The organism is uncultured Microbulbifer sp., from assembly GCF_947498635.1.
GTDB lineage: Bacteria > Pseudomonadota > Gammaproteobacteria > Pseudomonadales > Cellvibrionaceae > Microbulbifer > Microbulbifer echini.
Map to the genome: position 1 here is coordinate 53,964 of NZ_CANMKV010000003.1, position 26,660 is coordinate 80,623.

Genomic DNA, 26,660 nt, shown 5'->3' on the forward strand with positions numbered 1-26,660 from the left:
GATAAGGCGGCCGGCCGGGCTTCTCGGTGCGGTGTCAGTAGATTCAAGCGCGCTGGGCTATCTGCTCCCGCGCCTGGATACAGGCGGCGCGTACCTGGTTTGGTGCGGCGCCACCGATATGATCGCGGGCGGCCACTGAGCCTTCTAGGGTGAGTACTTCAAAGACATCCTCGCCAATTTCAGAGGAGAATTGCTGTAATTGCTCCAGGCTCAGTTCGGACAGGTCTTTGTCCTGCTCAATGGCAAAGGATACCGACTGGCCGACGATCTCGTGGGCATCGCGGAAGGCGATGCCTTTGCGCACCAGGTAATCCGCCAGATCCGTGGCGGTGGAAAAGCCCTTGGCAGCCGCCGACAACATATTGTCCTTTTTCGCCTTGAGCGCCGGCACCATATCGGCAAAGGCGCGCAGGCAATCCAGGGCGGTGTCGGCGGCATCGAACAATGGCTCTTTATCTTCCTGGTTGTCCTTGTTGTAGGCCAGCGGTTGGCTCTTCATCAGTGTGAGCAGGGCGATCAAATGGCCGTTGACGCGGCCGGTTTTACCGCGCACCAGCTCGGGCACGTCGGGGTTCTTTTTTTGCGGCATGATCGAGGAGCCGGTGCAGAAGCGATCCGGCAGGTCGATAAAATCAAACTGGCTTGAAGCCCAGAGCACCAGTTCCTCACTGGCGCGGGACAGGTGGGTGAGCAGCAGGGCGGCGAAGGCACAAAACTCAATAGCGAAATCCCGGTCGCTCACAGAGTCCAGGGAATTTTCCGTGGGCGCGTCAAAACCCAGTAATTCCGCCGTGCGCTCGCGATCGATCGGGTAGCTGGTGCCGGCCAGGGCGGCGGCGCCCAGAGGTGAGCGGTTAACGCGCTTGCGGCAGTCCATCAGGCGCTCGTAATCCCTGGTGAGCATGGCGTTCCAAGCCAACAGGTGGTGACCAAAGGTGACCGGCTGTGCGCTCTGTAAGTGGGTGAAGCCGGGCATGATGGTATCGGCCTCGCGCTCCGCCAGCTGCACCAGGCCCGACTGCAGGCGAGTTAGTTCGGCGCCGATGCGGTCGATGCGAGCGCGCAACCACAGGCGAATATCGGTCGCCACTTGGTCGTTGCGGGAGCGGCCGGTGTGCAGTTTCTTGCCGGTGGCACCGATGCGCTGGGTCAGACGCGCCTCGATATTCATGTGCACATCTTCCAATTGCACCGACCAGGGAAACTCTCCGTTTTGAATCTCTTCTGCGATCTCTTTCAGGCCGTCGGCGATTCTGTGATATTCGTCGGTGCTCAGTACGCCCACTTCCGACAGCATCTGTGCATGGGCGAGGGACCCCTGGATATCCTCTAATGCCATGCGCTGATCGAAGTTAACTGAGGCGGTAAATCGCTCTACGAACGCATCGGTGGCTTCGCTGAATCGGCCACCCCAGAGTTTGGCGGCCGGGTTGCTGGTGGATTCAGTTGGGGCTTTGTCGTTGCTCATGGTTTTCCTGGCTGCAGTGAGGTGAAAGGCCGGGGAGCTTGGTGGTATCTTGCGCTTCACATTTAGGGACAATCAAGAATAACAACTGCATGTCACTACCCAGGCCGCCGGGCATTATATCGCAGAAAATTCGAAAATCTGACTCCAATAGCAAGGAATCTGCGCTTCCAGCGCAGCTGGCCTTCCTTCCCGACCTGTGCAGTGTTACGGCCCTGGCGGCGTTGGTGTTAATGGGGGAGCTATTGGCGCTGGTATTGGTACTCGCTTTGGATGGATTGCGAGAATTTAGCTGGCAGCGTTTGGGGCTGGTGTCCCTGGTGATCCAGTGGGTGATTTTGCCCTGCGCCGCTGTGTTGTGCCGATTGCGTCCCTATTTGGCGCAGCTGCCGCACAAATTTGCCGGTGCCATCAGTTTTATTGTTGTGCTGGTGGTGTTGGGAGTAGTGATGGGCATCCAGCGCTATCTGCGTGCCCTGTTATTGCAGAGCGGTTTCGATTGGTGGGGCCTGGCGAGCGATTGCCTGCTGGGGGCTATCTGCGCCGGGGTTGTATTGCGCTACGCCTATCTGCAACAGCAGCTGTACAACCAACAGCAGGCCGAGTTGGGAGCGCGTATTGAGGCACTGCAGTCGCGTATCCGCCCACATTTTCTATTTAATAGCATGAACAGTCTGGCCAGCCTGATCGCCGTGGACCCGCATCGCGCCGAGCGCCTGGTGGAGGATTTATGTGTGCTGTTTAGGGCCAGTCTCGCCGATTCAAAGCTGGTGCCCCTTCTGCAAGAGGTAAAGCTGGCGCAGCGCTACCTGGAAATCGAGGCGCTGCGCCTGGGGGAGCGTCTCAGGCAGCGTTGGCAGTTGGCGGGTTCACTTGAGGAGATCTATGTACCCAGTATGTTGCTGCAGCCCCTGCTTGAGAATGCTGTGCTGCACGGCGTGGCACAACTGCGAGAAGGGGGGGAAATCACAGTGCGCCTCGCTGTTGAGGGTGGTGCTCTGAGAATTATTATCGATAATCCCCTGCCGCAGGAAAATGTGCGCCCCGGCAGGGAAAGTAATGGTATGGCCGTAGAGAATATCCGCCAGCGCCTCGCTGCCTATTACGGTGATCGCTTCAAATTTACCGCCTGTCGGGAGGCCGACCACTACCGGGTGGTCCTGCAGCTACCCTTATCTCCCCAGGAGCTGACCCAACGGCCAACACAAACGGCTGTGAATTCCAATAGACACACTGAGGTGATGGAGTGACCCAGTTACGAGTTCTGATTGTCGACGATGAACCCCTAGCCCGCGCGCGACTGCAGCGGCAGTTGTCCTCGATCGATTATTGCACTCCGGTGGGTGAGGCCGCGGATAGCGATTCTGCGCTGCTGCAGGTACAGATATTGGATCCGGACCTGGTGTTGCTCGATATAGAAATGCCCGGAGGCAGTGGCCTGGAGCTGGCGCAACGACTCTCCGCCCGCGAGTGTCCGCCGGCAATTATTTTCTGCACCGCCCACGATGAGTTCGCCCTGCCGGCTTTCGCTACGGCGGCGATTGGCTACCTGCTAAAGCCAGTCAGTGTCGAACAGCTGAGCCAGGCCCTGGCCAAAGTGCAGCGTCTCAACAAACCCCAGCAGAAGTTGGTGAATGGTGGCGGGGAGCCCTGTGGTCGCAGTCGTATTAAAGCGGTGAGCCGCATGGGCGTGGAATTACTGGAAGTGGATGCCATCCGCTGCCTGGTTGCCGATAGTAAATATGTGGTGGCCCACCACCTTGCTGGTGAGACGATCCTGGACGAATCCCTAAAAGAGCTGGAAAGTGAATTCGGTGAGCGTTTTGTACGTGTACACCGTAGCGCTCTGGTAGCAGCGGAGCATATTATCGGGCTACGCAGGGATGGTGGTCATTACCGGATAGAGTTGGAGGGTGTGGCAGAAGCGCCGCTGGTAAGCCGGCGCATGCTGCCTTCCGTAAAAGCACTAATTACAGAGATATGCTGAGTATTCAGTTTTTTAACGCAGAAAAACAAACAGTACTGCAGCTACCATCAATAGGGCAAAGCTCACCCTGATCACTCTCGCCTGTTTTGGTTTGTGGAATAGTGGCCGTAGACTGCCACCCAGACATAGCCAGGTAAAATCCACCACGGCAGCGACTACTAAGCAGACCAACCCTGTGGCGACATAGCTGAAACCACTCTCCTCAATAGGTAACAGAAACTGGGAAAAGATCGCTAAAAAAGCGGCATAGGCTTTTGGGTTGAGCAGATTAAAAATAAATCCATCCAGAAGGGATGGTGGTCGGGCAGCTGTCGATTGGCCTCGATCCAATACCGGGGCTGTGGCAATTTTGATGGCGATGTAACCAATATAAAGCGCGCCACATATCTGCACTGCCAAACGGGCCTCGGGCCAGGCAGAATACAGCGCCGCTACCCCGGCAGTGGCACCGACAATCGCTACGCACAGCCCGAGTAGAATACCAACAAGAAAACCGGTGCTCTTTTTCACTCCAAAGGTCGCTCCCGAAGCTGCCAGTGCAAGTGGCGCAGGACCGGGAGAGCCGAGTAACAGACCCGTGGCTGCAATCAGGGAAAACAGTGCTTCAAACATAAATCTCTATCCTATTTCCCACCTGCAACATCAATAAATGAGCCGGTAGTGAATGCCGATTCATGACTCAGTAACCGGGCTACTGCTGCAGCGGCCTCTTCTGGCTGATCGCCTCGGCCGAGGGGAATTGCCGATTTTAATCGCTCCACCCTGTCTGGCTCCCCGCCATCCTTATGCATTTCTGTATAGATAAAATCTGGACGTACCCCATTTACCCGGATTCCCTCGTGGGCAAGCTCCTGGCTTAGGCCAATAGTCAGGGTGTCTACGGCCCCTTTACTCGCTGCGTAGTCAATATATTCGTTGGGTGCCCCCCAGCGGCTGGCGGCAGATGAGATATTGACAATGACTCCGCCACCGCCGCCATGTTTGGTCGACATTCTTTTTATAGCTTCGTGGCAGCAGAGAATCGTACCGGTGACATTTGTGCGAAGAACCTGGTTGATTCGCTCCGCCTCCATTGCCTCAACGCGCATTTGTGGTTTAAGGATTGCGGCATTGTTCACCAGATATTGCAGGGGGCCGAGTTGCCGATCTACTTCATTAAATAAATGCGTGATATCGGTTTCTGAGGAAATATCAGCGCGTACAGCGATCGCCTTATGACCTAAGGCTTTGAGTTCATTCAGCAGACTTTCGGCCGAGTCTTTTCTCTCCCGATAACTGATAGCGATGTGGTATCCCTGCTGAGCAAGTAATCGCGCCGTTGCGACACCGATTCCACGGCTTCCGCCGGTGACTAGAGCAATATTATTTTTAACGGGCACTTTTTAACTCCTGAAGGGGAAAACTATCGGGAACAGAGGGGATATATAGGGTTTTGCTGATGTTATTGAAGAATGGGGGTGTTTTTCGAAAAATGCGGAAGGGCACTGGCAGCACTAGCGCTGCCAGTGCCCTTAAATGAGACTGGACTTAATGGGCTTTAATACAGCTGCGGCCCACCATCCCCGTACTCCGAATCGTTCTGCAAGCTCAACTCGCCGGCAGCGCTATTTAGGTATTCCGCATCGGACTCAGATTTGAGCTTGATCATCAGGCGCAGGTCGTTGGCGGAGTCGGCGTGGGCGAGGGCGTCCTCGTAAGTGATTTCGCCGCGATCGTAGAGTTCGTACAGGGCTTGATCGAAGGTCTGCATGCCCTGTTCGCCGGAGCGTTTCATCAGCTCCTTCATCTGGTGAACCTGCCCTTTGCGCACCAGATCCGACATCAGTGGGGTGTTGATCATTACTTCCAGACAGGCGCGACGGCCATCGCCATCCGGTGTGGGTACCAGCTGCTGGGCGACCATGGCCTTGAGGTTCAGCGACAGGTCCATAAACAGCTGTTGATGGCGGTCGGCTGGGAAGAAGTGAATGATACGGTCGATAGCCTGGTTGGCGTTGTTGGCGTGCAGAGTGCACAGACACAAATGGCCGGTTTCGGCAAAGGCGATGGCGTGTTCCATCGTTTCACGGGAGCGCACCTCACCGATCAGAATCACGTCCGGTGCCTGGCGCAGGGTATTTTTCAGGGCGATCTCGAAGGAGTCGGTATCCAGGCCAACCTCGCGCTGAGTCACAATACAGCCGCGGTGCTGGTGGATAAATTCGATCGGGTCCTCGATAGTAATGATGTGGCCCTTGGTATTTTCGTTGCGGTGCCCAATCATAGATGCCAGCGAGGTGGACTTACCGGTACCGGTAGCACCTACAAAAATAATCAGCCCGCGCTTGGTCATAGCCAGGTCTTTGAGCACATCCGGTAGGCCGAGGCCGTCGATGGTGGGAATTTTAGTTTCGATACGGCGCAATACCATGCCCACCAGGTTGCGCTGGAAAAAAGCGGATACCCGAAAGCGCCCGACATTGCGCACAGCTATGGCGAAGTTCAGTTCTTTTTTTTCAGCGAACTCGCGGCGCTGTTTCTCGTTCATGGTGCCCACCACCAGCTCGCGCGCCTTGTCCGGGCTGAGGGCCGTACTGCTGCAAGGCACAACGCGGCCGTGCAATTTGATCGAAGGCGGTACGCCGGCGGTGATAAACAGATCCGAAGCGCCTTTCTCTACAACCAGCTGTAGAAGTCTTTCAATTTCCATGGTGTTTACCGCGTATTATTTTTGACAGGGGTGGGCCCGCTTGTGAGCCCGCGAGCTGTGACGCTTAAAAATTATCCGGCATCTTGGCTTTTTCCCGCGCGACTTCGCGGCTGATGATACGTCGGGCGACCAGGTCTTCCAGGCACTGGTCCATGGTCTGCATGCCGACGCTGGCGCCGGTCTGGATGGCCGAGTACATCTGCGCGATCTTGTCTTCGCGAATCAGGTTACGGATCGCCGGGGTACCGCGCATAATCTCGTGTGCGGCGATCCGGCCGCCGCCATTTTTCTTCATCAGGGTCTGGGAGACCACCGCCTGCAGGGATTCCGATAGCATGGAGCGCACCATCGCTTTCTCTTGTGCCGGGAATACGTCTACCACCCGGTCGATGGTCTTGGCGGCGGAGGTGGTGTGTAGGGTGCCGAATACCAAGTGACCGGTTTCCGCAGCGGTCAGTGCCAGGCGAATGGTCTCCAGATCGCGCATCTCACCCACCAGGATAATATCCGGGTCTTCACGCAGAGCCGAGCGCAATGCCTCGGCAAAGCCATGGGTATCCCGATGCACCTCACGCTGGTTCACCAGGCATTTTTTTGATTCGTGTACGAATTCGATGGGGTCCTCAATGGTGAGGATATGCTCGTACTTGTTGTCGTTGATGTAGTCCATCATCGCGGCGAGGGTGGTGGACTTACCGGAGCCGGTGGGCCCGGTTACCAGTACCAGGCCGCGCGGGGTATCGGAAATCTGCTTAAAGACCTGACCCATACCCAGGTCTTCCATGGTGAGCACCTTGGAGGGAATGGTCCGGAACACCGCACCGGCGCCGCGGTTGTGGTTGAAGGCATTGACACGAAAACGCGCCACACCGGGTACTTCGAAAGAGAAGTCGGTTTCGAGAAACTCTTCGTAATCCTTGCGCTGTTTGTCGTTCATGATCTCGTAGATCAGGCCGTGCACCTGCTTGTGTTCCATGGAGGGCAGGTTGATGCGGCGCACGTCGCCATCTACCCGGATCATGGGGGGGAGGCCGGCGGAAAGGTGCAAATCCGAGGCGTTTTGTTTGGCGCTGAAGGCGAGGAGTTCAGTGATATCCATACTGCTACCTTATGGTTCTTGTTTGGGCTCAGGTAAAATCGCCGCTCATTTCGGTAAGGGCCTCAGTATATGCGCAAAGAGACAATCGTCGAAAACCTGAATGCAGTAGGTGAGCGGATTGTGACCTGCTGCAACAACTGCGATCGCGATCCCGCAGAAATCACCCTGCTGGCGGTTTCCAAAACTCGTCCCGCTGAGGATTTACGCAGCGCTTATACGGCCGGCCAGCGTCACTTCGGTGAAAACTATCTGCAGGAGGCCCTGGAAAAACAGGACGTGCTGAGCGATCTGGATATTCGCTGGCATTTTATCGGGCCGCTACAGTCGAATAAAAGCCGCGCGGTGGCAGAGCGATTTCAGTGGATACATACGGTGGACCGCCTAAAAATTGCCCAGCGCCTATCATCCCAGCGCCCGGATACCTTGGCTCCCCTCAATATTTGTTTGCAGGTGAATATCGATAATGAGCAGAGCAAGTCTGGCATAGCTCCACAAGAATTGGAGGGGTTGGCGCGTGAAGTTGTACAATTGCCGGGGTTGCGCCTGCGGGGTCTGATGGCGATTCCTGCGGCGCGGCCGAATAGGCAGGCGCAGCGTAAACCTTTTATCGAACTGGCGCGACTGCTGCAGTCCCTGCGCGAGGCATTTCCTGAGGAGCAGTTGGATACTCTCTCTATGGGGATGTCTGCGGATATGGAGGCGGCTATTACCTGCGGTGCCACCATTGTGCGCATTGGCACAGATATTTTTGGCGTGCGCAATTACCCTGAGTGAAACGGTAGATCGTTGACCCGATGTTGATGGGGAAGGGATAAATGAAACGGTCGGGGATTCTCGAGGTGATATTACTGGGATTGACGCTATGCGCGGTGATATCTCTTTCTATAGCGCACAGCTTGATGGTTACCTGGATAGCGCTGGAGTGGTTGGCTTTTCTCTGTGCGCTTTCTTTCGTGCTTCCCAAGGCATCTCTGATTACCAATTTTTTAAGCCGCACGGTTTCCCAGGCGTTGTGGCCGGAGAGCCGCTACTGGCTTTGGGTACTGGCCATAGCTTTCAACCTGATTGCGATTGCAGAGACACTGAGACTCAAGCCGCTTTAGTTTTACAGTCGCCGCGAGAAAATATAAACGGCCCGTGAGGACCGTTTATATTTGTTTGAAGTTAAGTAGCATTTCTTGCTACTGCGCAATTGAGGTCAGTTTTTCTTTCTGTGTTTCGCCGAGCAGGTGTTCGGCGAAAAAGAGTGCGGTCGCTTGGGTGAAGACATCGCTGTTTTCTTTCTTGCGATAACCGTGTCCCTCGTTCAATGCATTCATATACCAAACCCGGTTGCCGTTCTCACGCAAAGCCGCGACGATCTGTTCGGCTTCAGTGACAGGGACACGGGGATCGTTTTGCCCCTGAACCACAAACATGGGTACCTGGATGTCCTCGACATTGTTACTGGGGCTGATGTTCTCTAGAAAGGCGCGCATTTCTGGGTCGCGCTCATCGCCGTATTCCACCCGGCGCAGGTCGCGGCGATAGCTCTTGGTGTTGGTGAGAAAAGTCACAAAATTGGAGATGCCCACAATATCCACGGCCGCCTTAAGGCGGTCGGAATAGTGAACGCTGCTGGCCAGCACCATATAGCCGCCATAGCTGCCTCCGAACACCGCGACACGTTCAGCGTCCAAGTCTGGCTGGGTGGCAATCCAGTCCAGTAAGGCCCCGATATCCTTCACCGAGTCCTCGCGTTTATAACCGTTATCCATGGCCAGATAGCTTTTGCCATAACCGGCCGAGCCGCGCACATTTGGGGCGATCACCGCTGCCCCCAGCTTCTGCAGCCACAGCTGGTATTGGCTGGAAAACGTCGGGCGATATTGACCTTCGGGGCCACCGTGGATGGAAATGATTACTGGAGCGGGCCCCTTGGTATTACGAGGTTTGTAGACAAAGGCGGGGATTTTGCGCGGCTCGTCCTCCACCTTGTCGAAAGTGGGGTAGTGCACTAGTTCCGGCTCGATAAACTGCTCGGTATTCAGGCCTCCCACTTCGCTGAAGGTCCAGCGGTTGAGGTTGTTACTTGATAGTGGGCGCCGACCTAATGCCAACACAAAGGTGTCGGTTGGAGTTCTTGGGGTGTTCAGCGACATTGCCAGCTTGTCACCGCGGGGGTTGAACTGCATTCCACCGATGCCGCCGTTACTACCAATAACCCCAATAGGCAGTGAATCCTCCCTGCGGTAGCGGTCGCTGCGTGGGTCGTAGAGATAAAGGGCCGATACCCCATTTTCGTTAGCCACGAAGGCGCCTCGTCGGCCGTCGTCACTGAGAGTAAAGTTGCTGATATCCCAGGGAATATCGGTAGTGATCACCTTTTCATCACCGCTGGCAAGGTCTTTGCGAATCAGGCGAGTGAACTCATTCCCCTTGTCGCTCACCAAAAATACAGAGCGGTCGTCGTAACTGAAGCCGGCAGGGAAGTTGCGCGAATCTTCTTCACCGTCTCCTGCGAGTAAAGTTACCTCACCGCTATCCAGATCCAGTAGGTGTACCTTGGATCGGGTAGAGGAAACGTATTGCAGGACCAGCAACTGGCTGCCGGACTGGGAGAAGCTAATCGGCCCCCACCAGCTGCCATCTTCCGACTTCAGGATCAGTCGGTCCGTTTTTTTATTGCCGACAAAGGTGGTCAGCCAGATGTCGTTGGCTCTGCCGTCGCGGCGGGTGCTCTGGTAGGCCAGTGCGGAGCCTTGCTTGTTCCAGGTGAGAACGCTGTTGCGGGACTTGCCGTCGCTGAGCCTCTCACTTTTGCCGCTGACACGGTCGAACAAGAAAACCTGTGCGTATTCGTTGCCGCCGGCGTCCATGGTGTAGGCCAGCTGCCGGTGTTGTGGGCGGGTGGCGACCTCATTGATGGGCTCTTCAAAAAAAGTGAGCTGACGGCGAACGCCACCGGCGTGCTCTACTTTGTGCAGTTGCTCGACTTCGCCGAAACGGGTGCTGATGTACATGCCCGTGCCATCCATATCCCAGCCGCGAAAGCTGGCCGAGCGCACATTTTGGTAGCGGTTGAGTTCTTCGACCAAGTTTTGCGGAATAGGAGGAATGTCCTCCAACAGCAGCTGGCCGTTATTTTCGGTACGGGTCTCTACCGCGCTGGCAACAGCCGCAGTCCCTATGAATATTACGCTTAGTAAGTGATGCCACTTCTTCATATTATTCTCCTTGGCTACGGCGCAGGGGCGCGCCTCTCTTGTTATTGGAATATGCCGACCACATATTACCGGTATTCCCGAGAGGGCAGAGTAGCAAGTCAGATCCACATCAGGTGGGCCGAGGTAATACGTGTGAATACAACAGATCCGAATATCGTATTTATTGGTGGGGCCGGCAATATGGCCGGCGCAGTTATCGGGGGGCTACTGGCGTCGGGTTACCCTACCAGTCAGATAGTGGCGACTGGGCGCGATCCGCTCAAGCTCGAGGCCTTTGCCAAGCGCCACGGTGTGGTAGCGCATGACGATAATATCGCTGCTATTAATGAAGCCGATGTGATTGTGTTGTCTGTTAAACCGCAGATGATGCGTGCTTTGTGTATGGATTTGCGTCCACATCTGGCAGAGCGCGCGCCGCTGATTATTACCCTGGCTGCGGGTATTCCCCTGGCTGCCTACCAGCGCTGGTTGGGCGAGTACCTGCCCATCGTTCGCGCCATGCCCAACACACCAGCCCTGGTGCGCGCCGGGGTAACCGGGCTCTATGCGGACGAGGCAGTAACGGCAGAACACCGCACGATCACCGAACGCATAGTGAACGCAGTGGGTATCTCCCTGTGGGTGGAGCAGGAGGAGGGCATAGATCAAGTGATCGCCGTGGCCGGGTCGGCGCCGGCGTATTTCTTCCAGTTTATGGAGGCGATGATCGACGCATCCACAGCCAGTGGCTTTGCCCGCGCCGATGCCGAGCGCCTCGTATTGCAAACTGCCCTGGGCGCCGCCAAACTGGCCATGGCCAGCGATGTGGACGTGGCTCAGTTGAAGCGCAATGTAATGTCCCCAGGAGGGACTACCGAACGCGCAGTAAAGCGCTTTGAGCAGGGCGGACTGCCGCAACTGGTCGCCGATGCCATGCGCGACTGCGCCGAGCGCGCTGCGGAGATGGCCCGCGAACTGGACCGTTAAACAACTCGACAAAAACGATGGTGCAGGCTGCGCCGCGAGCTAATCACTCTTTAGGGTTTTTCAATGACAAGTACCTTTAGCAATATCGGCGTTTTCCTGGTGGCTACCCTGGGCATCCTGTTTCTGTTTGCGGTCTTGATGCGCTTTTTACTGCAGTTGGCCCGGGCCGATTTTTACAATCCGATTTCCCAGGGCATCGTAAAAGTTACTAACCCGTTGCTGCTGCCACTGCGCAAAGCGGTGCCAGGGCTTTTCGGCCTGGATATGGCCTCTGTGGTATTGGCCCTGCTCGTTGGATTGGTGATGATCCTGGCTTGTGGACTACTTGCCGGTTTTGGCCTGTTTAACCCGCTGAGTGCGCTGCTCTGGTCCCTGATTGGCTGCGTCGCCACGGTGATCGCGGTAGTGTTTGTGGGCATGCTGATCTCTATTGTGTTTAGCTGGATCGCCCCACAGAGCAGCCACCCGGCACTGATGTTGCTGCGCCAGTTACTGGAACCTTTTTGCGCGCCGATTCGCCGTTTGATTCCGCCACTGGGGGTGATCGATATCAGTCCGATCTTTGTATTTATCTTGCTTACCGTGGCCGATAAATTAGTGCTCGGGTTTGCCGGTATGGCGAATATGCCGCCCTTCGTCTACAGCCTTTTTTGGCATATTCCCGGTTTTTGAATCCTTTCTCTACAGATTTTCCGCCACGCGTACTGGATCGCATCTGGCGCGGTGTTAGACTTTTATACTAACGGCTGTCGGCCAAACCCAATGTAAAGGGGCTTGGCCGGTAATTGCAGAGTATAAATAACAAGAACACTGTGAAATGGAAGACGCACTTTTACGCCAGCACATTGCCGAGTACGACCGTTGGAAGAAGAACCTGGACCGGCAGTTTGCCCGTTTCAGCCAGTGGTTACAGCAACACTTCCCCAACTCCGCCGGTGCCTGCCAGGTTGTCCAGCAGGCCCGAGCGCTTCTCACCGATGATCAGTTCACACTGGTATTTGTCGGTGAGTTTTCCCGCGGTAAGACAGAACTGATCAACGCTCTTCTGGCGCAGACCTATGGCCAGCGACTGTTACCCTCGAAACCTGGGCGCACTACCATGTGTCCAACGGAGATTTTCAGTGATGGCGGTGAACGCGCCAGCCTGCGTCTGTTGCCTATTGAGACTTTGGCAACCAATACCAGCCTGGAGAGTTTCCGGAGGATTCCGCAAAAGTGGGTCACCCACGAATTCGATGCAAATGACCCCGAGGCCACCCGTGAGGCCCTGCTGAAAGTCGCCGCGACTAAATCGGTATTACCCGAGGAGGCGGCGCGCTACGGTTTTGACCGCCGCCACCTGGATGACAAGGGTAACTTGGTGGAAATCCCCGCTTGGCGTTATGCGCTGATTTGTCTGCCACATCCCCTCTTAGATCAGGGCTTGCGTATTATCGATACACCGGGACTGAACGCTCTCGGTAATGAGCCGGAGCTCACCCTGAGTACCCTACCCGGTGCCCAGGCGGTGGCGTTTTTGCTGGCCGCAGATGCCGGTGTCAGCGGCACCGATATGAATATGTGGGAGACCCACCTGGCTCCCCTGCGCGATCATCGTGGCACCTCAGTTATGGCGCTGCTCAATAAAGTGGATGTTCTCTGGGACGATCCCGATGAGGATGCGCAGCAGCTGCTGCGACGTATGCGTGCACAGGTTGCCAAGCTGCTTTCTCTACCGCTGGAAAGCGTCGCAGGAGTTTCGGCCAAAATGGCCCTGTTGGCGCGCCAGCAACAAGACGCAGAGCTATTGCGCAACAGCCGCTTCACCGATTTTGAAAAGCTGCTGGTCCAGCGTCTGCTGGAGCATCGCCAGAAAGTAGCGGAGCACCGCTCACTGCATCAAGCCCTCACTTTAATGGCGGACACCCGCGATTTGCTCAAGCGCCGTCTCAATAGCGGGCGTGCAGCGTTGGTGCACCTACAGCGCAACAGTGGCAGCACCGAGGAACAACTGACCGAGCTGGGCCAGTTGCAGCAAACCGTGCGCGAGCAGCACAAGCTGTGCCACCAGGAGTTGCTCACGCTGAAATCCAGTCAGCGCATGCTTATGCGGCAGAGCACCTCCTTGTTGGCACCAATTACCATGCAGCAGCTGCAATTGTTGATCGATGAAACCAGTAAGGCATTACATAAGCGCTGGACTCCTATGGGGCTCGCCAAGGCGATCGATGCTTTTATGGAGGGGGTCGACGGCCAGCTCGCCAACCTGGAGCGCGAAGTCGATCAGGCGAATCGACTGCTGGATGCAATTTTTGAGCGCTCCAGCCTGAAGAAGGTGGAGGATGCCGAGCAGTACTTCACCATTCGCAAATACCGCCTCACTTTGCGCGGTTTGCATCGCCAGGCGGCTCAGCTGCGGCGCTCTCCACAACTTCTGCTGGCGAGGCGCAATCGCCTCAGCGAGCGCTTTGTCACCACTCTGGCCAGTGAGGTTGGGCGCCTGTACACCCAGATGAGCGGCGCTGCAGAAAACTGGTTGGAACAAGCGTTGGAACCACTGAAACAGCATACTCAGTATCAAAAACACCTGTTAAACCGCCACCTGATCAAACTCACTGAGCTGAAGCAGAAAACGCAGAGTCAGCATACGGATTTACGCACATTGGAAGATGAAGTGCTGCGCAATGATCGGGCTTTGTCGGGACTGGAAGAGTTGTTGCGCCACAGTGCCTCGGCACCACAGCCTCTGGCTCCCGCGCCGCGCGCGCACAATGTCACCCCGTTGAAGCCGGCCCTAAATACTTGAGGTACCCAGCGGCGGTTGGCAATTGTCAGAAGTTACAGCACTCTCGTACACTTGCTGCTCTGGCAATCGCCAACCGCTAAATAACCCGACAGATATTATTACTTTGTCCACGGAAAATCCCAGCGCCTCCCATGAGGCAACGAGCTCCGCCGAGGCGAGCTCAGTAGGCCTCGTTGCCGCGAAGAGCCACAAGTTTTGCGAAGCACTGCCGTTGGCCTGTGGTCGTGTTTTACAGGACTACACCCTGGTCTATGAGACCTATGGCGAGTTGAATGCCGATAAAAGCAATGCGGTGTTAATTTGCCATGCATTATCCGGCCATCATCACGCCGCCGGCCGGCACAGCCCTGAGGACAAGCACCCGGGGTGGTGGGATCACTACATTGGCCCCGGCAAACCCATTGATACCAATACATTTTTCGTGGTGGCCCTGAATAACCTGGGCGGTTGCCATGGTTCTACCGGGCCAGCCGCCATTAATCCAGCTACCGACAAACCTTGGGGACCGGACTTTCCCGCTCTAAGGGTGCGCGACTGGGTGCACAGCCAGGCGCGCCTGGCGGATGTGTTGGGTATTGAGCAGTGGGCCGCCGTGATTGGCGGTAGTCTGGGAGGCATGCAGGCCATGCGTTGGTCACTGGAGTACCCGGAGCGACTGCGTCACTGTGTGGTTATTGCTTCGGCGCTGAAACTTTCGGCGCAAAATATCGCTTTTAATGAAACGGCGCGCCAGGCGATTATTTCAGATCCGGATTTCTGCGGGGGGCGCTACTTGGAGGAGGGGAAGTTACCACGCGGCGGCCTAGCGGTGGCTCGGATGATCGGCCATATCACCTATCTTTCCGATGATGGTTTGGCGCACAAGTTTGGCCGGGAGTTGCGCTCCGGCAGTTTCCAGCAAGGTACTGGCGAAGAGGTAGAGTTTCAAATCCAGAGCTACTTGCGCTATCAGGGCGATCGTTTTTCCAGTAGTTTCGACCCAAATACCTACATCCTTATGACTCGCGCACTGGATTACTTTGATCTTGCGCGGGAATACGAGGACGATCCGGTGGCGGCTTTCACTCATGCGCGCTGTCGCTTTCTATTGATTTCCTTTACTTCCGATTGGCGCTTTGCCCCCGGACGCTCGCGGGAAATCGCCGATGCGCTGATTCACGCCAACCAATCGGTCAGTTATGCCGAAATTGAGTCCGCTATGGGGCACGACGCCTTCCTGCTGCCGAACAGGCGCTACGAAGGTGTTTTCCGCGCTTACATGCAGAGAGTAGCGGCCGAACAGGCAGCGGGGCTGCACCGATGAGGATAGACCTCAATGCAATCCAGGCGTGGATCGCCCCAGGCAGCCGTGTGTTGGACCTGGGTTGTGGCGATGGCGAACTGTTGGAGCAGCTGGGTAAGAAAAAAGGGGTTACCGGTTACGGCCTGGAAATAGATCCAGAGCAGATTACCCGCTGTGTACAGCGTGGCGTCAATGTGGTGGAGCAAAATCTGGATACGGGACTCACCAATTTTGCCGATGCGAGCTTTGATACGGTGGTGATGACCCAGGCGCTGCAAACATTGAGGCACCCGCACCTTGTGGTACGGGAAATGCTCAGGGTGGGACGCGATTGCATCATTACATTCCCCAACTTTGGGCAGTGGAAGGCCCGCTGGCACTTGACATTTTCCGGGCAAATGCCGGTTTCCGATTTATTACCTTTTGAATGGTATGACACACCCAATATTCACTTTTGTACTTTCCGTGACTTCGAAGTACTGTGCCGGCAGAACGATTGGACTATTTTGCACCGGGAGGTAGTATCCGAGTCGAAATTGGGGGTAACCCTCAAAGACTTTTTGCCAAATTTATTTGGTGAGACCGCGATCTACCATCTAACTCGCTAAACTAATATCTGCGCCAAGTTTTGTTTCAGCACTTTGGGGTAAATCGCAGGTTTGCGTGGTTGCCACTTTGAGGTCAGCCACTGGGAAAGACGCGATTCTCCGGGTGAATCGCGCTCATAACAATTGGAGGTGACCCGTGAGACGTATTTTTGCTGCAGCTGCCACTTTGGCCCTGCTCTTCCTCGCCGCCGGCGCAGTTGCGCAACAGGCCCGCATTATTAAGAATTATGAGGATTTCGGTGATTATCGGGTTGTTTATTCTGTATTCAACAGTGATTTTATCCAGCCGGATATCGCGCAAAAATACCAATTGGTGCGCGCCAAAGACCGGGCTTACGTCAATGTTGCTGTTGTAAAAAAAGTTGGCGGCGCCAAAGGGCTCAGCGCCGAGATGTCGGGTAATGCGACCAATCTGATTCAACAGTCGCGACCGCTAAAATTTACCGAAATCCGCGAGGGTGACGCGGTTTACTACCTGGCACCACTGCGCTTTGAGAATGAAGAGACTCTCACTTTCAATGTGGATGTGACTCTGCCCAATGGCAAGAAAGAGACGGTTACTTTCCGCCGCAAGCTCTAGGGGTTTTGGTTGACTGTCTGGGTGAGTGATTTCCCTCTAGTTAATATGGCTTTCGGCCGTTTTGTAGCAGAGAGCAGTCCCTTTTAAACTGAATCTATTGCGGGCCCAGTGCCCGTTTTTTATTTGATACCGCATGTTAAAAAAAATTGTTCTGGCCAGCGGCAACGCCGGCAAATTGCGCGAGTTTTCTCAGCTTTTTAACAGCTGGGATATCGAGGTCCTGCCCCAATCGGAGTTCGGAGTTACCGATGCCGAGGAGACCGGGCTGAGCTTTATTGAAAATGCCTTGATCAAGGCGCGACACGCGAGTCAGGTCAGTGGCCTCTCTGCGCTGGCGGATGATTCCGGCTTGGCGGTGGATGCCCTTGGGGGCGCACCGGGCATTTACTCGGCGCGATATTCCGGAGATGGTGCCACGGATAAGCGTAACAACATCAAACTGCTTGAGGCCCTCGAAGGCGTCGAAGAAATACGACGCAGCGCCAGTTTTCACTGTGCCCTGGCCTTCGTGCGCAGTTTCGACGACCCCGTGCCCCTGGTGTGCAACGCTCAGTGGCGCGGCCGCATACTCAGTGAACCTGTGGGAGAGCAAGGGTTTGGCTACGACCCCCTGTTTTATGTGGCCTCTGAGGGGATGACCTCTGCTCAGCTGCCGCGCGAAGTAAAAAATCGTCTCAGCCACCGCGCCCAGGCTGTGGCTCAATTTGAGGTGATGTGGCGAGAAAATATGCGGGGTATCGACCTTGCTGGCCAGTAAGCACGGCCTGCAGTTACCGCCGCTCAGTCTCTACGTGCATATCCCATGGTGTGTGCGCAAATGCCCCTATTGTGACTTCAATTCCCACCAGGCGGCCAGGGACCATACGGATACAGAGTATGCGTTACCCCAGGCAGATTACGTGGCGCAGTTGCGCCTCGACTTAATCAGCCAGCTCTCCTGGGTGCAGGGGCGCAAGCTGCAGTCGATTTTCTTTGGTGGTGGCACCCCGAGCCTTTTCTCCCCCGAGGCCATCGGGCAAATTCTGGTTATGGCCGAGGAACTTGTGGGGTTCAGCGAGAGTATTGAGATTACCCTGGAGGCAAACCCAGGAACCTTTGAGCAGGAAAAATTTACTGGTTATCGCGCCGCAGGGGTCAATCGCCTCTCGATCGGTGTGCAGAGTTTCAGCAGCACTCAGCTGCATAACTTGGGCCGTATCCACAGTGGTGAGGAGGCCAGCAGGGCCCTGGACATGGCTCGCCGCGCAGGCTTCGATAATATTAATCTCGACCTTATGCACGGTCTGCCCGGACAGACTGAGGCCGAGGCGTTGGAAGACCTGCATCGCGCCGTTGCCCTGGCCCCAGAGCATATCTCTTGGTACCAGCTCACCATAGAGCCGAATACGGCCTTCTACAGCGCACCACCCTCTACGCCGGGATCGCAGCTTATTGCCAGTATGCAGAGCGGTGGCCGTGACTTTCTCGCCTCGGAAGGGTATTTGCGTTACGAGGTCTCCGCCTACAGCGGCAAGGGCCTGGAATCCCGTCATAATCTCAATTATTGGGGGTTTGGCGATTACCTGGGAATCGGTGCCGGTGCTCACGGCAAGGTCACTCTTCCGGAGGAAGGACAGATACTTCGCAGTCGCCGTACACGTACACCCAGAGACTATTTGGCAATAACACCCGATACCAGAGCGCTGTTGCACCGCGCACTATCCGAACCCCATAGCGATCCGATTGAGGCCGAGGATTTGTCCTTGGAGTTCCTGATGAATGCACTGCGCCTAATGGAAGGGGTGCCTCTGGATACTTTTGAGCGCTATACCGGCCTGCCTATAGAGGTTTTACAGCGCCATTGGTCTGGCCTGATGGCGATGGATCTCGTACAGCCACTGGAGCAGTGCATCGCTGCCACCGCTTTTGGCTTCGACTATCTTGATGAGATTCTTCAGCGCTTCCTAGAGCAAGCGTGATGTTGGCTTGGGCTTGAAAACTGAATTAACGCCCCAATCTACGGGCTAACCGGCGTAGTCCAGCTGTATCCCACAGCCGGCATCGCGAGATGCTACGCCTGCGGAGGCCCCGCATCGAGTAACTAAAGAACAGGAAAGCAATATGAGCGAGCACGCAATCATCAACGTAACCGACGCTGAGTTCGAAGCTGAGGTTCTCAAAGCTGAAGGTCCGGTGTTGGTGGACTTCTGGGCTCAATGGTGCGGCCCGTGCAAAATGATCGCTCCGGTCCTGGAAGACCTGGCAGGTCACTATGGCGAAAAGCTAAAGATCGTTAAGGTTGACGTGGATGCCAATAAGGAAACACCGGCCAAGTACAATGTTCGCGGTATACCTACCCTATTGCTGTTTAAAGGTGGCAATGTGGAAGGTACCAAGGTTGGGGCACTGTCTCGCGCTCAATTAACTGAGTTCATTGACAGCCAGCTTTAATCTCGGCCAATTCATCCTGCAGAGGGCAAATTTCTTTGCAGGATGAGAAACAGCCGTTATACTGGCTGTAATTCTGTAATAGTTCAGTCAGCTGTGGGATCGGTAACGACCAGCTGAAGAAAACGCCCCCCCATAGGTCCTTGACCATTCCCGGCGTATTTATTCCTCGAGTTGAGCTTAATTGAGATAGCTTTTCCTGTAGAGTAGGAGAGCTAAAGCCCAATGAGTATTACGCTTTTGATAGGCATGGAGTCCTGGTGTACCGGGCAAAATTGACGAGCAAATCTCTGATTTTCAAACCCCTCCCCAAATTATTCCGGCGTGTCCGCGCCAATGACAACAGAAACCTTAATAAGCAATTGGTATGAATCTCTCCGAATTAAAAACTAAACCCATTGAAGAGTTGATTGAAATAGCCAAAGGCATGGGCCTGGAAAATCTGGCTCGGTCACGCAAACAGGATATTATTTTCAATATTCTCAAACGCCACGCGAAAAGCGGTGAAGATATCTATGGCGACGGCGTATTGGAAATCCTTCAGGATGGTTTCGGGTTTTTGCGTTCCGCTGATTCCTCTTATCTCGCAGGGCCGGACGATATTTATGTCTCCCCTAGTCAGATTCGCCGATTTAATTTGCGTACGGGCGATTCAATTTCCGGGAAAATTCGCCCACCCAAAGAGGGTGAGAGATATTTCGCTTTATTAAAAGTTAACGAGATTAATTTTGATAAACCGGAAAATGCCCGAAATAAGATTCTTTTCGAAAACCTTACCCCGCTTTTCCCTAATGATCGTCTGACTTTGGAATGTGGCAATGGCTCTTCTGAAGACCTGATCGGCCGCATTATCGATTTAGTGGCCCCCATCGGAAAGGGTCAGCGGGGCTTGATCGTGGCGCCGCCCAAGGCCGGTAAAACTATTATGTTGCAGAATATGGCCCAGGCCATTACACGCAATAATCCAGAGTGCCACCTCATTGTTTTGCTGATTGATGAGCGTCCGGAAGAAGTGACCGAGATGCAGCGTTCGGTGCGTGGAGAGGTGGTTGCTTCTACCTTCGATGAGCCGCCCGCACGCCACGTTCAGGTCGCTGAAATGGTTATCGAAAAGGCTAAACGCCTGGTAGAACACAAAAAAGACGTGGTAATTCTACTCGATTCCATCACTCGTCTGGCGCGCGCTTATAACACCACGGTACCGAGTTCTGGCAAGGTCCTAACGGGTGGTGTGGATGCCCATGCCCTCGAGCGCCCCAAACGCTTTTTCGGTGCTGCGCGTAACATTGAAGAGGGCGGAAGTCTGTCTATTATTGCTACTGCACTGATCGATACCGGCTCGAAGATGGACGAAGTGATTTTCGAAGAATTCAAAGGCACCGGCAATATGGAGCTGCAGTTGGATCGCAAGATTGCTGAAAAACGTGTATACCCGGCAATTAACGTGCGCCGTTCTGGGACGCGTCGCGAAGAGCTGTTGATGCCTGAGGGTGAACTCCAGCGTGTATGGATCCTGCGCAAATTGCTACACGATATGGAAGATGTAGCATCAACGGAGTTCCTAGTGGACAAGTTGAAGGATTTCAAGAGTAATGACGAATTCTTCCTATCCATGAAACGGAAATAATTTTTATATATAAAAGGCGCCTATACCGGCGCCTTTTATATTCTGGATCGCACAAAGTGATTATTTGCGCGAATTAATGTTGAAAAGGCGAGCTATAAGGCATATAAAGTTCCACATCGTGGCGCTGGGTATGAAATTTATAGCGAGGCGCCCGACCGAATTGGCCCAGGATTTACTCCGTAAAAGGGTCAATCTCAAATGGATAATCTGGTGGAGCTGGTTATTCATTTGTGACTGCACGACAGCCCACACATCTAGTGAGAACCTTTTGTGAATATCTATATTGGAAATCTGGCCTACGCGGTAACCTCTGACGACCTGCACGAAGCTTTCGGCGCATTCGGAGAGATCTCTCGGGCTACTGTAATTACTGACCGTGAGACTGGCCGCTCTAAGGGCTTCGGTTTCGTAGAAATGCCCAACGACGACGAAGCACGTAAAGCCATCGAAGAGATGAACGACCAGCCTATGTCTGGCCGTAACATCCGCGTTAACGAAGCTAAGCCTCGCGAAGATCGTCCGCGTCGCCCCCGCTTCTAAGCTTAGGCAAGCTTAAGATTTTTTCGGCCCGCAGCTTAAACGCTTGCGGGCCGCTTCTAGCCCCTCTGTTAAGCACCCTTCATCCGGGCGCCATTCCCCATTTTGTAATTTCTGTTTTACACTGCGTTCTGGTTTCTTCTTCACGACCGGCAATGCATGAAATATAAAGACCTACGCGACTTTATCCAGTTGTTGGAAAAGCGTGGCCTGCTAAAACGAATTCAATATCCTGTAGACCCCAAACTGGAAATGACAGAAATCTCTGATCGCGTATTGCGCTCAGGGGGACCTGCTTTGCTGTTTGAAAATCCCGTAGGATTCGATACTCCAGTATTGGCTAACCTATTTGGCACTACTGAGAGAGTGGCATTGGGAATGGGGCGCGAGTGTATTGGTGAGCTGCGCGAGGTTGGCCAACTGCTCGCTTTTCTCAAAGAGCCACAGCCACCCGAGAATCTGCGCGATGCCTGGGAGAAATTACCTGTCTTTAAGCAAGTGCTTAATATGGGACCAAAGGTGGTTAAGAGCGCCGCCTGCCAACAGGTTGTGTTGGATAAATCTCAGGTGGACCTCCATGCATTGCCCATTCAGACCTGTTGGCCTGGGGATGCCGCGCCACTGGTGACTTGGCCGCTGGTGATTACCCGGGGACCCGAGAAGCAGCGTCAGAATCTGGGTATTTACCGAATGCAGTTAATTGGTAAAAACCGTCTGATTATGCGCTGGCTCAGCCACAGAGGGGGCGCGTTGGATTACCGTGACTGGTGCAAGAAAAACCCTGGAAAGCCCTACCCGGTGGCGGTGGCCTTGGGTGCGGACCCAGCCACGATACTTGGAGCGGTTACTCCGGTACCGGACACCCTGTCCGAATACGCCTTTGCCGGCTTGCTGCGCGGCGCTAAAACGGAAGTAGCAGGCGCGTTGCTTAGTGATTTACAGGTGCCGGCCAGCGCTGAGTATGTATTGGAAGGGTTTATCTATCCCGATGATATGGCCGATGAAGGTCCCTATGGAGATCATACCGGTTACTACAATGAGGTCGATCGCTTTCCAGTATTTACTGTGGAGAAAATAACCCACCGTAAAGATCCTATTTATCACAGCACTTATACCGGAAGGCCACCAGATGAACCTGCGATTTTAGGTGAGGCACTCAATGAGGTCTTCGTACCAATTTTGCAGAAGCAATTTCCTGAAATAGTCGATTTCTACCTGCCACCAGAGGGGTGTTCTTACCGTCTTGCGGTAGTGACCATGAAGAAACAGTATGCGGGTCACGCCAAACGGGTGATGATGGGGGTTTGGTCTTTCCTGCGACAGTTTATGTATACCAAATTTGTGATTGTCACCGATGACGACGTTAACGCGCGGGATTGGAATGATGTAATTTGGGCTATGACCACTCGTATGGACCCGGCACGGGATACGGTAATGGTGGAAAATACCCCGATTGATTATCTGGATTTTGCCTCGCCGGTATCTGGCTTGGGCTCCAAGATGGGTTTCGATGCCACGAACAAGTGGCAGGGAGAAACCAACAGGGAGTGGGGCAATCCTATTGAGAAAGACCCACAGGTGGTCCAGAAGGTGGATGAAATCTGGTCCAAGCTAGGTCTTTAAGCATAATCCAGACATCTGATTTTTTATTCATTTGTAGAGCGTCTATAGAGGCGCTCTAATTAATGGTTTCATAGTAATTATTCTAAATTTTCCCAAGCTTACATCTATATGGATGTAGCTGAGGACGTTGAATCCCGGTATCGGTTTATTTGCCGCCTTTGATGAATTGTGGGGGGTATTTAAATGAGAATACTTTATGCAGTCGGCTTAATGGCTGTTGGTATTTTCGAAAATTGGACAATGCCACCAAGTGAGCAGAAGAAAAGCACAGAGATTGCCAATATAGAAGATTTTATGACGGCGGTTATGTGAGAGGCTGTCATTCCTGTTATAGCCTTATCAAGAATAAAAGGGGTAAACTTCTCTTTCAGTAAGTATATGGATTGGCTGGCGAAGAGCTTGGTAAGCCACTCTTCAGCGACTGCAGATTACTATAGCTACACCATTTACTCGGCAAATCGTCATCCCTAAATTAGTCTGGAGCAACACCTCCGTTCTCTCCTTAATGAGGAAGGTAGTCTGTACAATAATGAGGCTCATTATTTGAAGGCTATGCCGGAGTGCGTCGTCAGTACAGAAATTTGCCTGCAGGTTTAGCGGGCTTATTAGTGTAGTCAGCAACTGGCCAATCCCTTGTAAACTATAGCAAGGAAACGCTTTTTTGTAGCTTTGAAAGGGAGTGCGCAAGTTGGAAGCTTAACGAGATGGATCTAGGTTCCCTAGTAGTGCCCTATAAGATGGAGCAATGCATACCACTTTTAGGTCTTTGCACTGATAGTGAATCAAGCAGAATAAATTATTTGATGGGAAGATACATCAACCCACCTTTCGAGTACAAAGAAAGCCACAGTGCCCCGATGGTGGTATTCGCATCAGTATTGACGACCTTAGTGATTTTTCACTGGCAATTACCAAGATCCGTTTCAGATTCGCAAGGCTCCTTTTGGCAAGATTCCGATGGATTTGTGGGATATCTGGGGTCGGATACTAGGAGTATTTACGGCAATGTATTTTGACCCTAATCGTAAGGGTGGCTTTATTATCCTGATGAACCGTGATGTGGATGGTAACTCTGCCGATGCAATGAGGCGTATTGCTAGTCGCTTAATATAAATGTAAAAATGAGTGATGAGAGAGTCCAGTACAGAGAATGTCTGGGAGCTTTTAAAAGTCTTCTAAAGATTTCTGAATTTTGATTTCTATAATTTGGTAACTTATTACTAAAATAATATATTCTTGACTGGTAGGTTGTGGGGGATAAGGAGAATCCATTATGATTAGAAAAATACAATCTGTTACTAAATGTTTTTTAGTTGCTATATGTTTTTTGTCGCTGACAATCAATGCAGAGAAGGTTGATTTGAAAAGTTCGGATGTATTCGAACGAATGAAATTGCTTCAAGGAGATTGGAAGAAGGAGGGAGATACAGCCGGAAATTTCCATATTAAATTTTCTCAGACCGCCGCAGATTCTGTTTTGGTGGAGAATTGGTTGTATAAAAGGAAATCGCATTCGCTCACTATCTACCACATAGATAATAGCAATTTATTGGCAACCCACTATTGTCCTCAGGGAAACCAGCCACGTTTGCAGCTCACCTCAAGTGTTGAAAGCAGGCCGATTGAGTTTTCCTTTAAGGATGCTGGGGTTTAGAGGCAAACCATCAGCACAGCTTGGCTTTTGAATGGTTAGAGAATGGCAAGGTCATCCGCACAGAGAGCTATATGGAAAATGGAGAGCTAAGGCCCTCAAGTATACGGCTAGTGCGCAAATAAACTGCCAAATCTCCATTTTCTGTATATAAATCTATTCTACTCTTAATCAAAGCTGACAATGATTATCCTGTCAGCTTTTTTGTATGCCTAACTCAACGAGATACAGCTTAGGTAGTATGATGCAATGTCTTCTATACTTCGTTGCTATATTGCAGGTTAATTATGCAAGCAGCTACAGGATTTACCATTTGGTGACATTTCTATCTGGCCCTAAACGGCTGATATGCATTCTGCATCATGATGGCCTTGGGGATTAGGCCAAATAACTACAATATGAGGGAGGGGTGAAACATGGAGTTGATTCTTTTTGTAATCATTATGGTAGCGGTTTTGGTTCTGCCATTAAAGATGGCTGCTGCCATGATGGGAGCGAGAAATACCGGGGTTTTTCATTGTCTTTTTGCACTTTTACTGGCGCTGATTGTACAGAGAATTGTGGGTGGTATGCTACCGGGTGTAAGTGACAGTGCCGGGATTCTTTTGACTATTCCATTGGCAGCAATTGCTTATATGTTGGTTTTAGGTACAGGATTTTTGAAGGCGATCATTATCGCAATACTACAGGGAATTATTACTTTTTTGGCCATGCTACTTTTTGCCGGTATGTTTGCAAATATCTAATCTTCCCGATCGATGATGTTCTGATTTACCCGGATCAGGTACTGCTCAGTGATTTCTGTTCGAAAGCTCTTTCGGTATCTGGTCCAAGTCAAACGTCGCTCCTATTGAGGTCTTTCTGTAAACTTTTCCCCTCTGTTTCTCAGGCGCAGGTCTAACCATAAGAGCAGGGCGTCATTTCTACAGACCTAAAGAAAACTCTTTGCGCAGAGAATTTGGTAGCAGTTTTTGGAAATATTATTTGGCCAGAATGCCTGTTTGGGCGGGGCCTGATTAATATCTAGCCTGCTAATCGGAAACCTGCTGGGTTTCCTCCTTGAGGAACTCGCTTAGGGCCTTGAAATAATCGCTGAAGGTTTCGAACTGTGGCAAGTGCCCGACACCATCGAATTCTATTAGCTGCGCACCTGGAATTACGGAGGCGGTTTTTTTGCCTAATAGATCGTAACGTCCCAATGTCTTTCTGATGGGTTCAGCAGCGCGGGTACGGCCAATCGCGGTGCGATCCCGAGTGCCGATAATCAGGAGGGTGGGTACTTGGAGATCTGCGAACTCATACAAAACCGGTTGAGTAAACACCATTTCTGAGGTGAGGGCATCAATCTTGGCTATATGCTGGGAGTCTGGTCCCAGTGTCCAGCCGGCTTGGATATCTAGTAGGGAGTTGTAGGATTCCCGCCATTTTCCATCGAAATAGGCACTCAACATATAGTTCTTAATACCCTCCGGTGTTTGTGCCTGCTCTCTGAGTATGGCTTGCTCCAAAGGCTCATAGGGGACGAAGCGCTTCCAATCCTCCAGACCGATAGGGTTGATCAAAGCCAGCTTCTCCACCATTTCTGGGTACATAAGAGAGAAGCGCGTCGCCAGCATACCTCCCATGGAATGGCCAACCACAGATACTCGATTCACTTTAAGTGTGTTGAGCAGAGCCTCGGTATCTGCAGCCATACCGTGCAGGTTGTACGGCATTAATGGTTTGTCCGATTTGCCGAAGCCGATTTGGTCCGGGGCAATGACCCGGTAACCTTGTTCCGTGAGCGCGGCGATGCTGTCTGCCCAGTAGGCAGCGGAAAAATTTTTGCCATGCAGTAGTAATACCGTACCTCTGGCAGGTGCAGCTGTGCTTGAGGGGACATCCATATAGGCCATGGAAGCAGGTTGTCCTAATTTGGACAGCTCTAACGTTTTAACCGGATAGGGATAGTTGTAGCCACTCAGTAACATATCCTGTGGTTGGGTGGAGGGAACAGAAGCGAGCGTAAAATTCGATAGGAGAATCAAAAATAGTAAGGTGAGAGCGGAAAGGCATTGTTGCGGTAGTCTCATGAGCAAGCTTCAAAAAAGATGCGGAAGCCCACTATGGGCCAAAGAGTGTTACGGGG

The 26,660-nt window shown here is 53.1% G+C and carries 26 protein-coding genes; 19 read left to right on the top strand and 7 right to left on the bottom strand.

The window, feature by feature from the left end; genetic code table 11:
• Positions 1–43: 43 nt before the first annotated feature.
• Positions 44–1,468, bottom strand: a complete 1,425-nt coding sequence (argH, locus tag Q1A69_RS02350) for an argininosuccinate lyase (protein WP_299580532.1) — start codon at positions 1,466–1,468, stop codon at positions 44–46.
• A gap of 89 nt (positions 1,469–1,557) precedes the next feature.
• On the opposite strand from argH, the gene Q1A69_RS02355 reads away from it, so the two are divergent.
• Both Q1A69_RS02355 and Q1A69_RS02360 read left to right on the top strand, forming a co-directional pair.
• Positions 1,558–2,715: a histidine kinase gene (locus Q1A69_RS02355; protein ID WP_299580535.1), complete on the top strand. Its 1,158-nt coding sequence runs from the start codon at positions 1,558–1,560 to the stop codon at positions 2,713–2,715.
• Positions 2,712–3,452 carry a LytTR family DNA-binding domain-containing protein gene (locus tag Q1A69_RS02360; protein ID WP_299580538.1) on the top strand — a complete coding sequence of 247 codons (741 nt, stop codon included), beginning with the start codon at positions 2,712–2,714 and terminating at the stop codon, positions 3,450–3,452. Before Q1A69_RS02355 ends, Q1A69_RS02360 begins: the two co-directional genes overlap by 4 nt.
• 12 nt (positions 3,453–3,464) lie before the next feature.
• On the opposite strand, the gene Q1A69_RS02365 is transcribed toward Q1A69_RS02360, so the two are convergent.
• The 4 genes from Q1A69_RS02365 to Q1A69_RS02380 form a co-directional block, all read right to left on the bottom strand.
• Positions 3,465–4,064, bottom strand: a complete 600-nt coding sequence (locus tag Q1A69_RS02365; RefSeq protein WP_299580541.1) for a LysE family translocator — start codon at positions 4,062–4,064, stop codon at positions 3,465–3,467.
• Positions 4,065–4,075: 11 nt separating this feature from the next.
• Positions 4,076–4,831, bottom strand: a complete 756-nt coding sequence (locus tag Q1A69_RS02370) for an SDR family oxidoreductase (protein WP_299580544.1) — start codon at positions 4,829–4,831, stop codon at positions 4,076–4,078.
• Between the two features lie 158 nt (positions 4,832–4,989).
• Complete coding sequence (locus Q1A69_RS02375; protein ID WP_299580547.1) at positions 4,990–6,141, bottom strand: PilT/PilU family type 4a pilus ATPase; 1,152 nt, start codon at positions 6,139–6,141, stop codon at positions 4,990–4,992.
• Between the two features lie 64 nt (positions 6,142–6,205).
• On the bottom strand, positions 6,206–7,240 hold the full coding sequence (locus Q1A69_RS02380) for a type IV pilus twitching motility protein PilT (protein WP_299580550.1): 1,035 nt from the start codon (positions 7,238–7,240) through the stop codon (positions 6,206–6,208).
• Between the two features lie 69 nt (positions 7,241–7,309).
• Here Q1A69_RS02380 and Q1A69_RS02385 point away from each other — a divergent pair, with 69 nt between their 5' ends.
• Both Q1A69_RS02385 and Q1A69_RS02390 read left to right on the top strand, forming a co-directional pair.
• Complete coding sequence (locus Q1A69_RS02385) at positions 7,310–8,014, top strand: YggS family pyridoxal phosphate-dependent enzyme (RefSeq protein WP_299580553.1); 705 nt, start codon at positions 7,310–7,312, stop codon at positions 8,012–8,014.
• Between the two features lie 41 nt (positions 8,015–8,055).
• Positions 8,056–8,343 carry a hypothetical protein gene (locus Q1A69_RS02390; protein ID WP_299580556.1) on the top strand — a complete coding sequence of 96 codons (288 nt, stop codon included), beginning with the start codon at positions 8,056–8,058 and terminating at the stop codon, positions 8,341–8,343.
• A 78-nt stretch (positions 8,344–8,421) separates the two neighbouring features.
• On the opposite strand, the gene Q1A69_RS02395 is transcribed toward Q1A69_RS02390, so the two are convergent.
• Entirely contained in the window at positions 8,422–10,446 is a 2,025-nt protein-coding gene (locus Q1A69_RS02395) for an alpha/beta fold hydrolase (protein WP_299580559.1), read from the bottom strand.
• Between the two features lie 132 nt (positions 10,447–10,578).
• On the opposite strand from Q1A69_RS02395, the gene proC reads away from it, so the two are divergent.
• The 15 genes from proC to Q1A69_RS02470 all read left to right on the top strand — a co-directional run bounded on the left by proC (position 10,579) and on the right by Q1A69_RS02470 (position 25,278).
• Positions 10,579–11,412, top strand: a complete 834-nt coding sequence (gene proC, locus Q1A69_RS02400; protein WP_299580562.1) for a pyrroline-5-carboxylate reductase — start codon at positions 10,579–10,581, stop codon at positions 11,410–11,412.
• Positions 11,413–11,475: 63 nt separating this feature from the next.
• A complete protein-coding gene (locus Q1A69_RS02405) occupies positions 11,476–12,084 on the top strand; it encodes a YggT family protein (protein WP_299580565.1) in 609 nt (202 codons plus the stop codon).
• A 145-nt stretch (positions 12,085–12,229) separates the two neighbouring features.
• A complete protein-coding gene (locus tag Q1A69_RS02410) occupies positions 12,230–14,197 on the top strand; it encodes a dynamin family protein (RefSeq protein ID WP_299580568.1) in 1,968 nt (655 codons plus the stop codon).
• Between the two features lie 103 nt (positions 14,198–14,300).
• Positions 14,301–15,500, top strand: coding sequence for a homoserine O-acetyltransferase (locus tag Q1A69_RS02415; RefSeq protein WP_299580813.1), 1,200 nt, complete (start codon positions 14,301–14,303; stop codon positions 15,498–15,500).
• A complete protein-coding gene (gene metW, locus Q1A69_RS02420; protein ID WP_299580571.1) occupies positions 15,497–16,087 on the top strand; it encodes a methionine biosynthesis protein MetW in 591 nt (196 codons plus the stop codon). The genes Q1A69_RS02415 and metW overlap by 4 nt, the downstream gene beginning before the upstream one ends.
• Before the next feature lie 136 nt (positions 16,088–16,223).
• A complete protein-coding gene (locus Q1A69_RS02425) occupies positions 16,224–16,667 on the top strand; it encodes a DUF4426 domain-containing protein (RefSeq protein WP_299580574.1) in 444 nt (147 codons plus the stop codon).
• A gap of 133 nt (positions 16,668–16,800) precedes the next feature.
• Entirely contained in the window at positions 16,801–17,424 is a 624-nt protein-coding gene (gene rdgB / locus Q1A69_RS02430) for an RdgB/HAM1 family non-canonical purine NTP pyrophosphatase (RefSeq protein WP_299580578.1), read from the top strand.
• On the top strand, positions 17,411–18,625 hold the full coding sequence (gene hemW, locus Q1A69_RS02435; protein WP_299580581.1) for a radical SAM family heme chaperone HemW: 1,215 nt from the start codon (positions 17,411–17,413) through the stop codon (positions 18,623–18,625). The genes rdgB and hemW overlap by 14 nt, the downstream gene beginning before the upstream one ends.
• A gap of 142 nt (positions 18,626–18,767) precedes the next feature.
• Positions 18,768–19,097 (top strand): thioredoxin TrxA, encoded by a 330-nt coding sequence (trxA, locus tag Q1A69_RS02440; protein ID WP_152450637.1) that lies wholly within the window; start codon positions 18,768–18,770, stop codon positions 19,095–19,097.
• Between the two features lie 364 nt (positions 19,098–19,461).
• Positions 19,462–20,721 carry a transcription termination factor Rho gene (gene rho, locus Q1A69_RS02445; RefSeq protein WP_299580584.1) on the top strand — a complete coding sequence of 420 codons (1,260 nt, stop codon included), beginning with the start codon at positions 19,462–19,464 and terminating at the stop codon, positions 20,719–20,721.
• Between the two features lie 270 nt (positions 20,722–20,991).
• Positions 20,992–21,261 (top strand): RNA-binding protein, encoded by a 270-nt coding sequence (locus Q1A69_RS02450; protein ID WP_108731407.1) that lies wholly within the window; start codon positions 20,992–20,994, stop codon positions 21,259–21,261.
• A gap of 156 nt (positions 21,262–21,417) precedes the next feature.
• Entirely contained in the window at positions 21,418–22,881 is a 1,464-nt protein-coding gene (ubiD, locus tag Q1A69_RS02455; RefSeq protein WP_299580587.1) for a 4-hydroxy-3-polyprenylbenzoate decarboxylase, read from the top strand.
• Between the two features lie 183 nt (positions 22,882–23,064).
• Complete coding sequence (locus tag Q1A69_RS02460; RefSeq protein WP_299580590.1) at positions 23,065–23,193, top strand: hypothetical protein; 129 nt, start codon at positions 23,065–23,067, stop codon at positions 23,191–23,193.
• A gap of 961 nt (positions 23,194–24,154) precedes the next feature.
• The gene (locus Q1A69_RS02465) at positions 24,155–24,535 is read left to right on the top strand and encodes a hypothetical protein (RefSeq protein ID WP_299580592.1); all 381 of its coding nucleotides are present in this window, start codon (positions 24,155–24,157) and stop codon (positions 24,533–24,535) included.
• A gap of 413 nt (positions 24,536–24,948) precedes the next feature.
• A complete protein-coding gene (locus Q1A69_RS02470) occupies positions 24,949–25,278 on the top strand; it encodes a hypothetical protein (RefSeq protein ID WP_299580595.1) in 330 nt (109 codons plus the stop codon).
• Between the two features lie 285 nt (positions 25,279–25,563).
• On the opposite strand, the gene Q1A69_RS02475 is transcribed toward Q1A69_RS02470, so the two are convergent.
• Positions 25,564–26,604, bottom strand: a complete 1,041-nt coding sequence (locus Q1A69_RS02475) for an alpha/beta hydrolase (protein WP_299580598.1) — start codon at positions 26,602–26,604, stop codon at positions 25,564–25,566.
• Positions 26,605–26,660 lie beyond the last annotated feature (56 nt).

Bases quoted from the DNA above. Each gene is read 5' to 3' on its own strand.
- Q1A69_RS02410 (WP_299580568.1), top strand. From the start codon at position 12,230: ATGGAAGACGCACTTTTACGCCAGCACATTGCCGAGTACGACCGTTGG.
- Q1A69_RS02375 (WP_299580547.1), bottom strand. From the start codon at position 6,141: ATGGAAATTGAAAGACTTCTACAGCTGGTTGTAGAGAAAGGCGCTTCG.
- Q1A69_RS02390 (WP_299580556.1), top strand. From the start codon at position 8,056: ATGAAACGGTCGGGGATTCTCGAGGTGATATTACTGGGATTGACGCTA.
- Q1A69_RS02405 (WP_299580565.1), top strand. From the start codon at position 11,476: ATGACAAGTACCTTTAGCAATATCGGCGTTTTCCTGGTGGCTACCCTG.
- Q1A69_RS02355 (WP_299580535.1), top strand. From the start codon at position 1,558: ATGTCACTACCCAGGCCGCCGGGCATTATATCGCAGAAAATTCGAAAA.
- rdgB (WP_299580578.1), top strand. From the start codon at position 16,801: ATGTTAAAAAAAATTGTTCTGGCCAGCGGCAACGCCGGCAAATTGCGC.
- Q1A69_RS02465 (WP_299580592.1), top strand. From the start codon at position 24,155: ATGATTAGAAAAATACAATCTGTTACTAAATGTTTTTTAGTTGCTATA.
- Q1A69_RS02365 (WP_299580541.1), bottom strand. From the start codon at position 4,064: ATGTTTGAAGCACTGTTTTCCCTGATTGCAGCCACGGGTCTGTTACTC.
- Q1A69_RS02475 (WP_299580598.1), bottom strand. From the start codon at position 26,604: ATGAGACTACCGCAACAATGCCTTTCCGCTCTCACCTTACTATTTTTG.
- Q1A69_RS02395 (WP_299580559.1), bottom strand. From the start codon at position 10,446: ATGAAGAAGTGGCATCACTTACTAAGCGTAATATTCATAGGGACTGCG.
- argH (WP_299580532.1), bottom strand. From the start codon at position 1,468: ATGAGCAACGACAAAGCCCCAACTGAATCCACCAGCAACCCGGCCGCC.
- Q1A69_RS02470 (WP_299580595.1), top strand. From the start codon at position 24,949: ATGGAGTTGATTCTTTTTGTAATCATTATGGTAGCGGTTTTGGTTCTG.
- Q1A69_RS02460 (WP_299580590.1), top strand. From the start codon at position 23,065: ATGAGAATACTTTATGCAGTCGGCTTAATGGCTGTTGGTATTTTCGAA.
- ubiD (WP_299580587.1), top strand. From the start codon at position 21,418: ATGAAATATAAAGACCTACGCGACTTTATCCAGTTGTTGGAAAAGCGT.
- rho (WP_299580584.1), top strand. From the start codon at position 19,462: ATGAATCTCTCCGAATTAAAAACTAAACCCATTGAAGAGTTGATTGAA.
- trxA (WP_152450637.1), top strand. From the start codon at position 18,768: ATGAGCGAGCACGCAATCATCAACGTAACCGACGCTGAGTTCGAAGCT.
- Q1A69_RS02380 (WP_299580550.1), bottom strand. From the start codon at position 7,240: ATGGATATCACTGAACTCCTCGCCTTCAGCGCCAAACAAAACGCCTCG.
- metW (WP_299580571.1), top strand. From the start codon at position 15,497: ATGAGGATAGACCTCAATGCAATCCAGGCGTGGATCGCCCCAGGCAGC.
- Q1A69_RS02385 (WP_299580553.1), top strand. From the start codon at position 7,310: ATGCGCAAAGAGACAATCGTCGAAAACCTGAATGCAGTAGGTGAGCGG.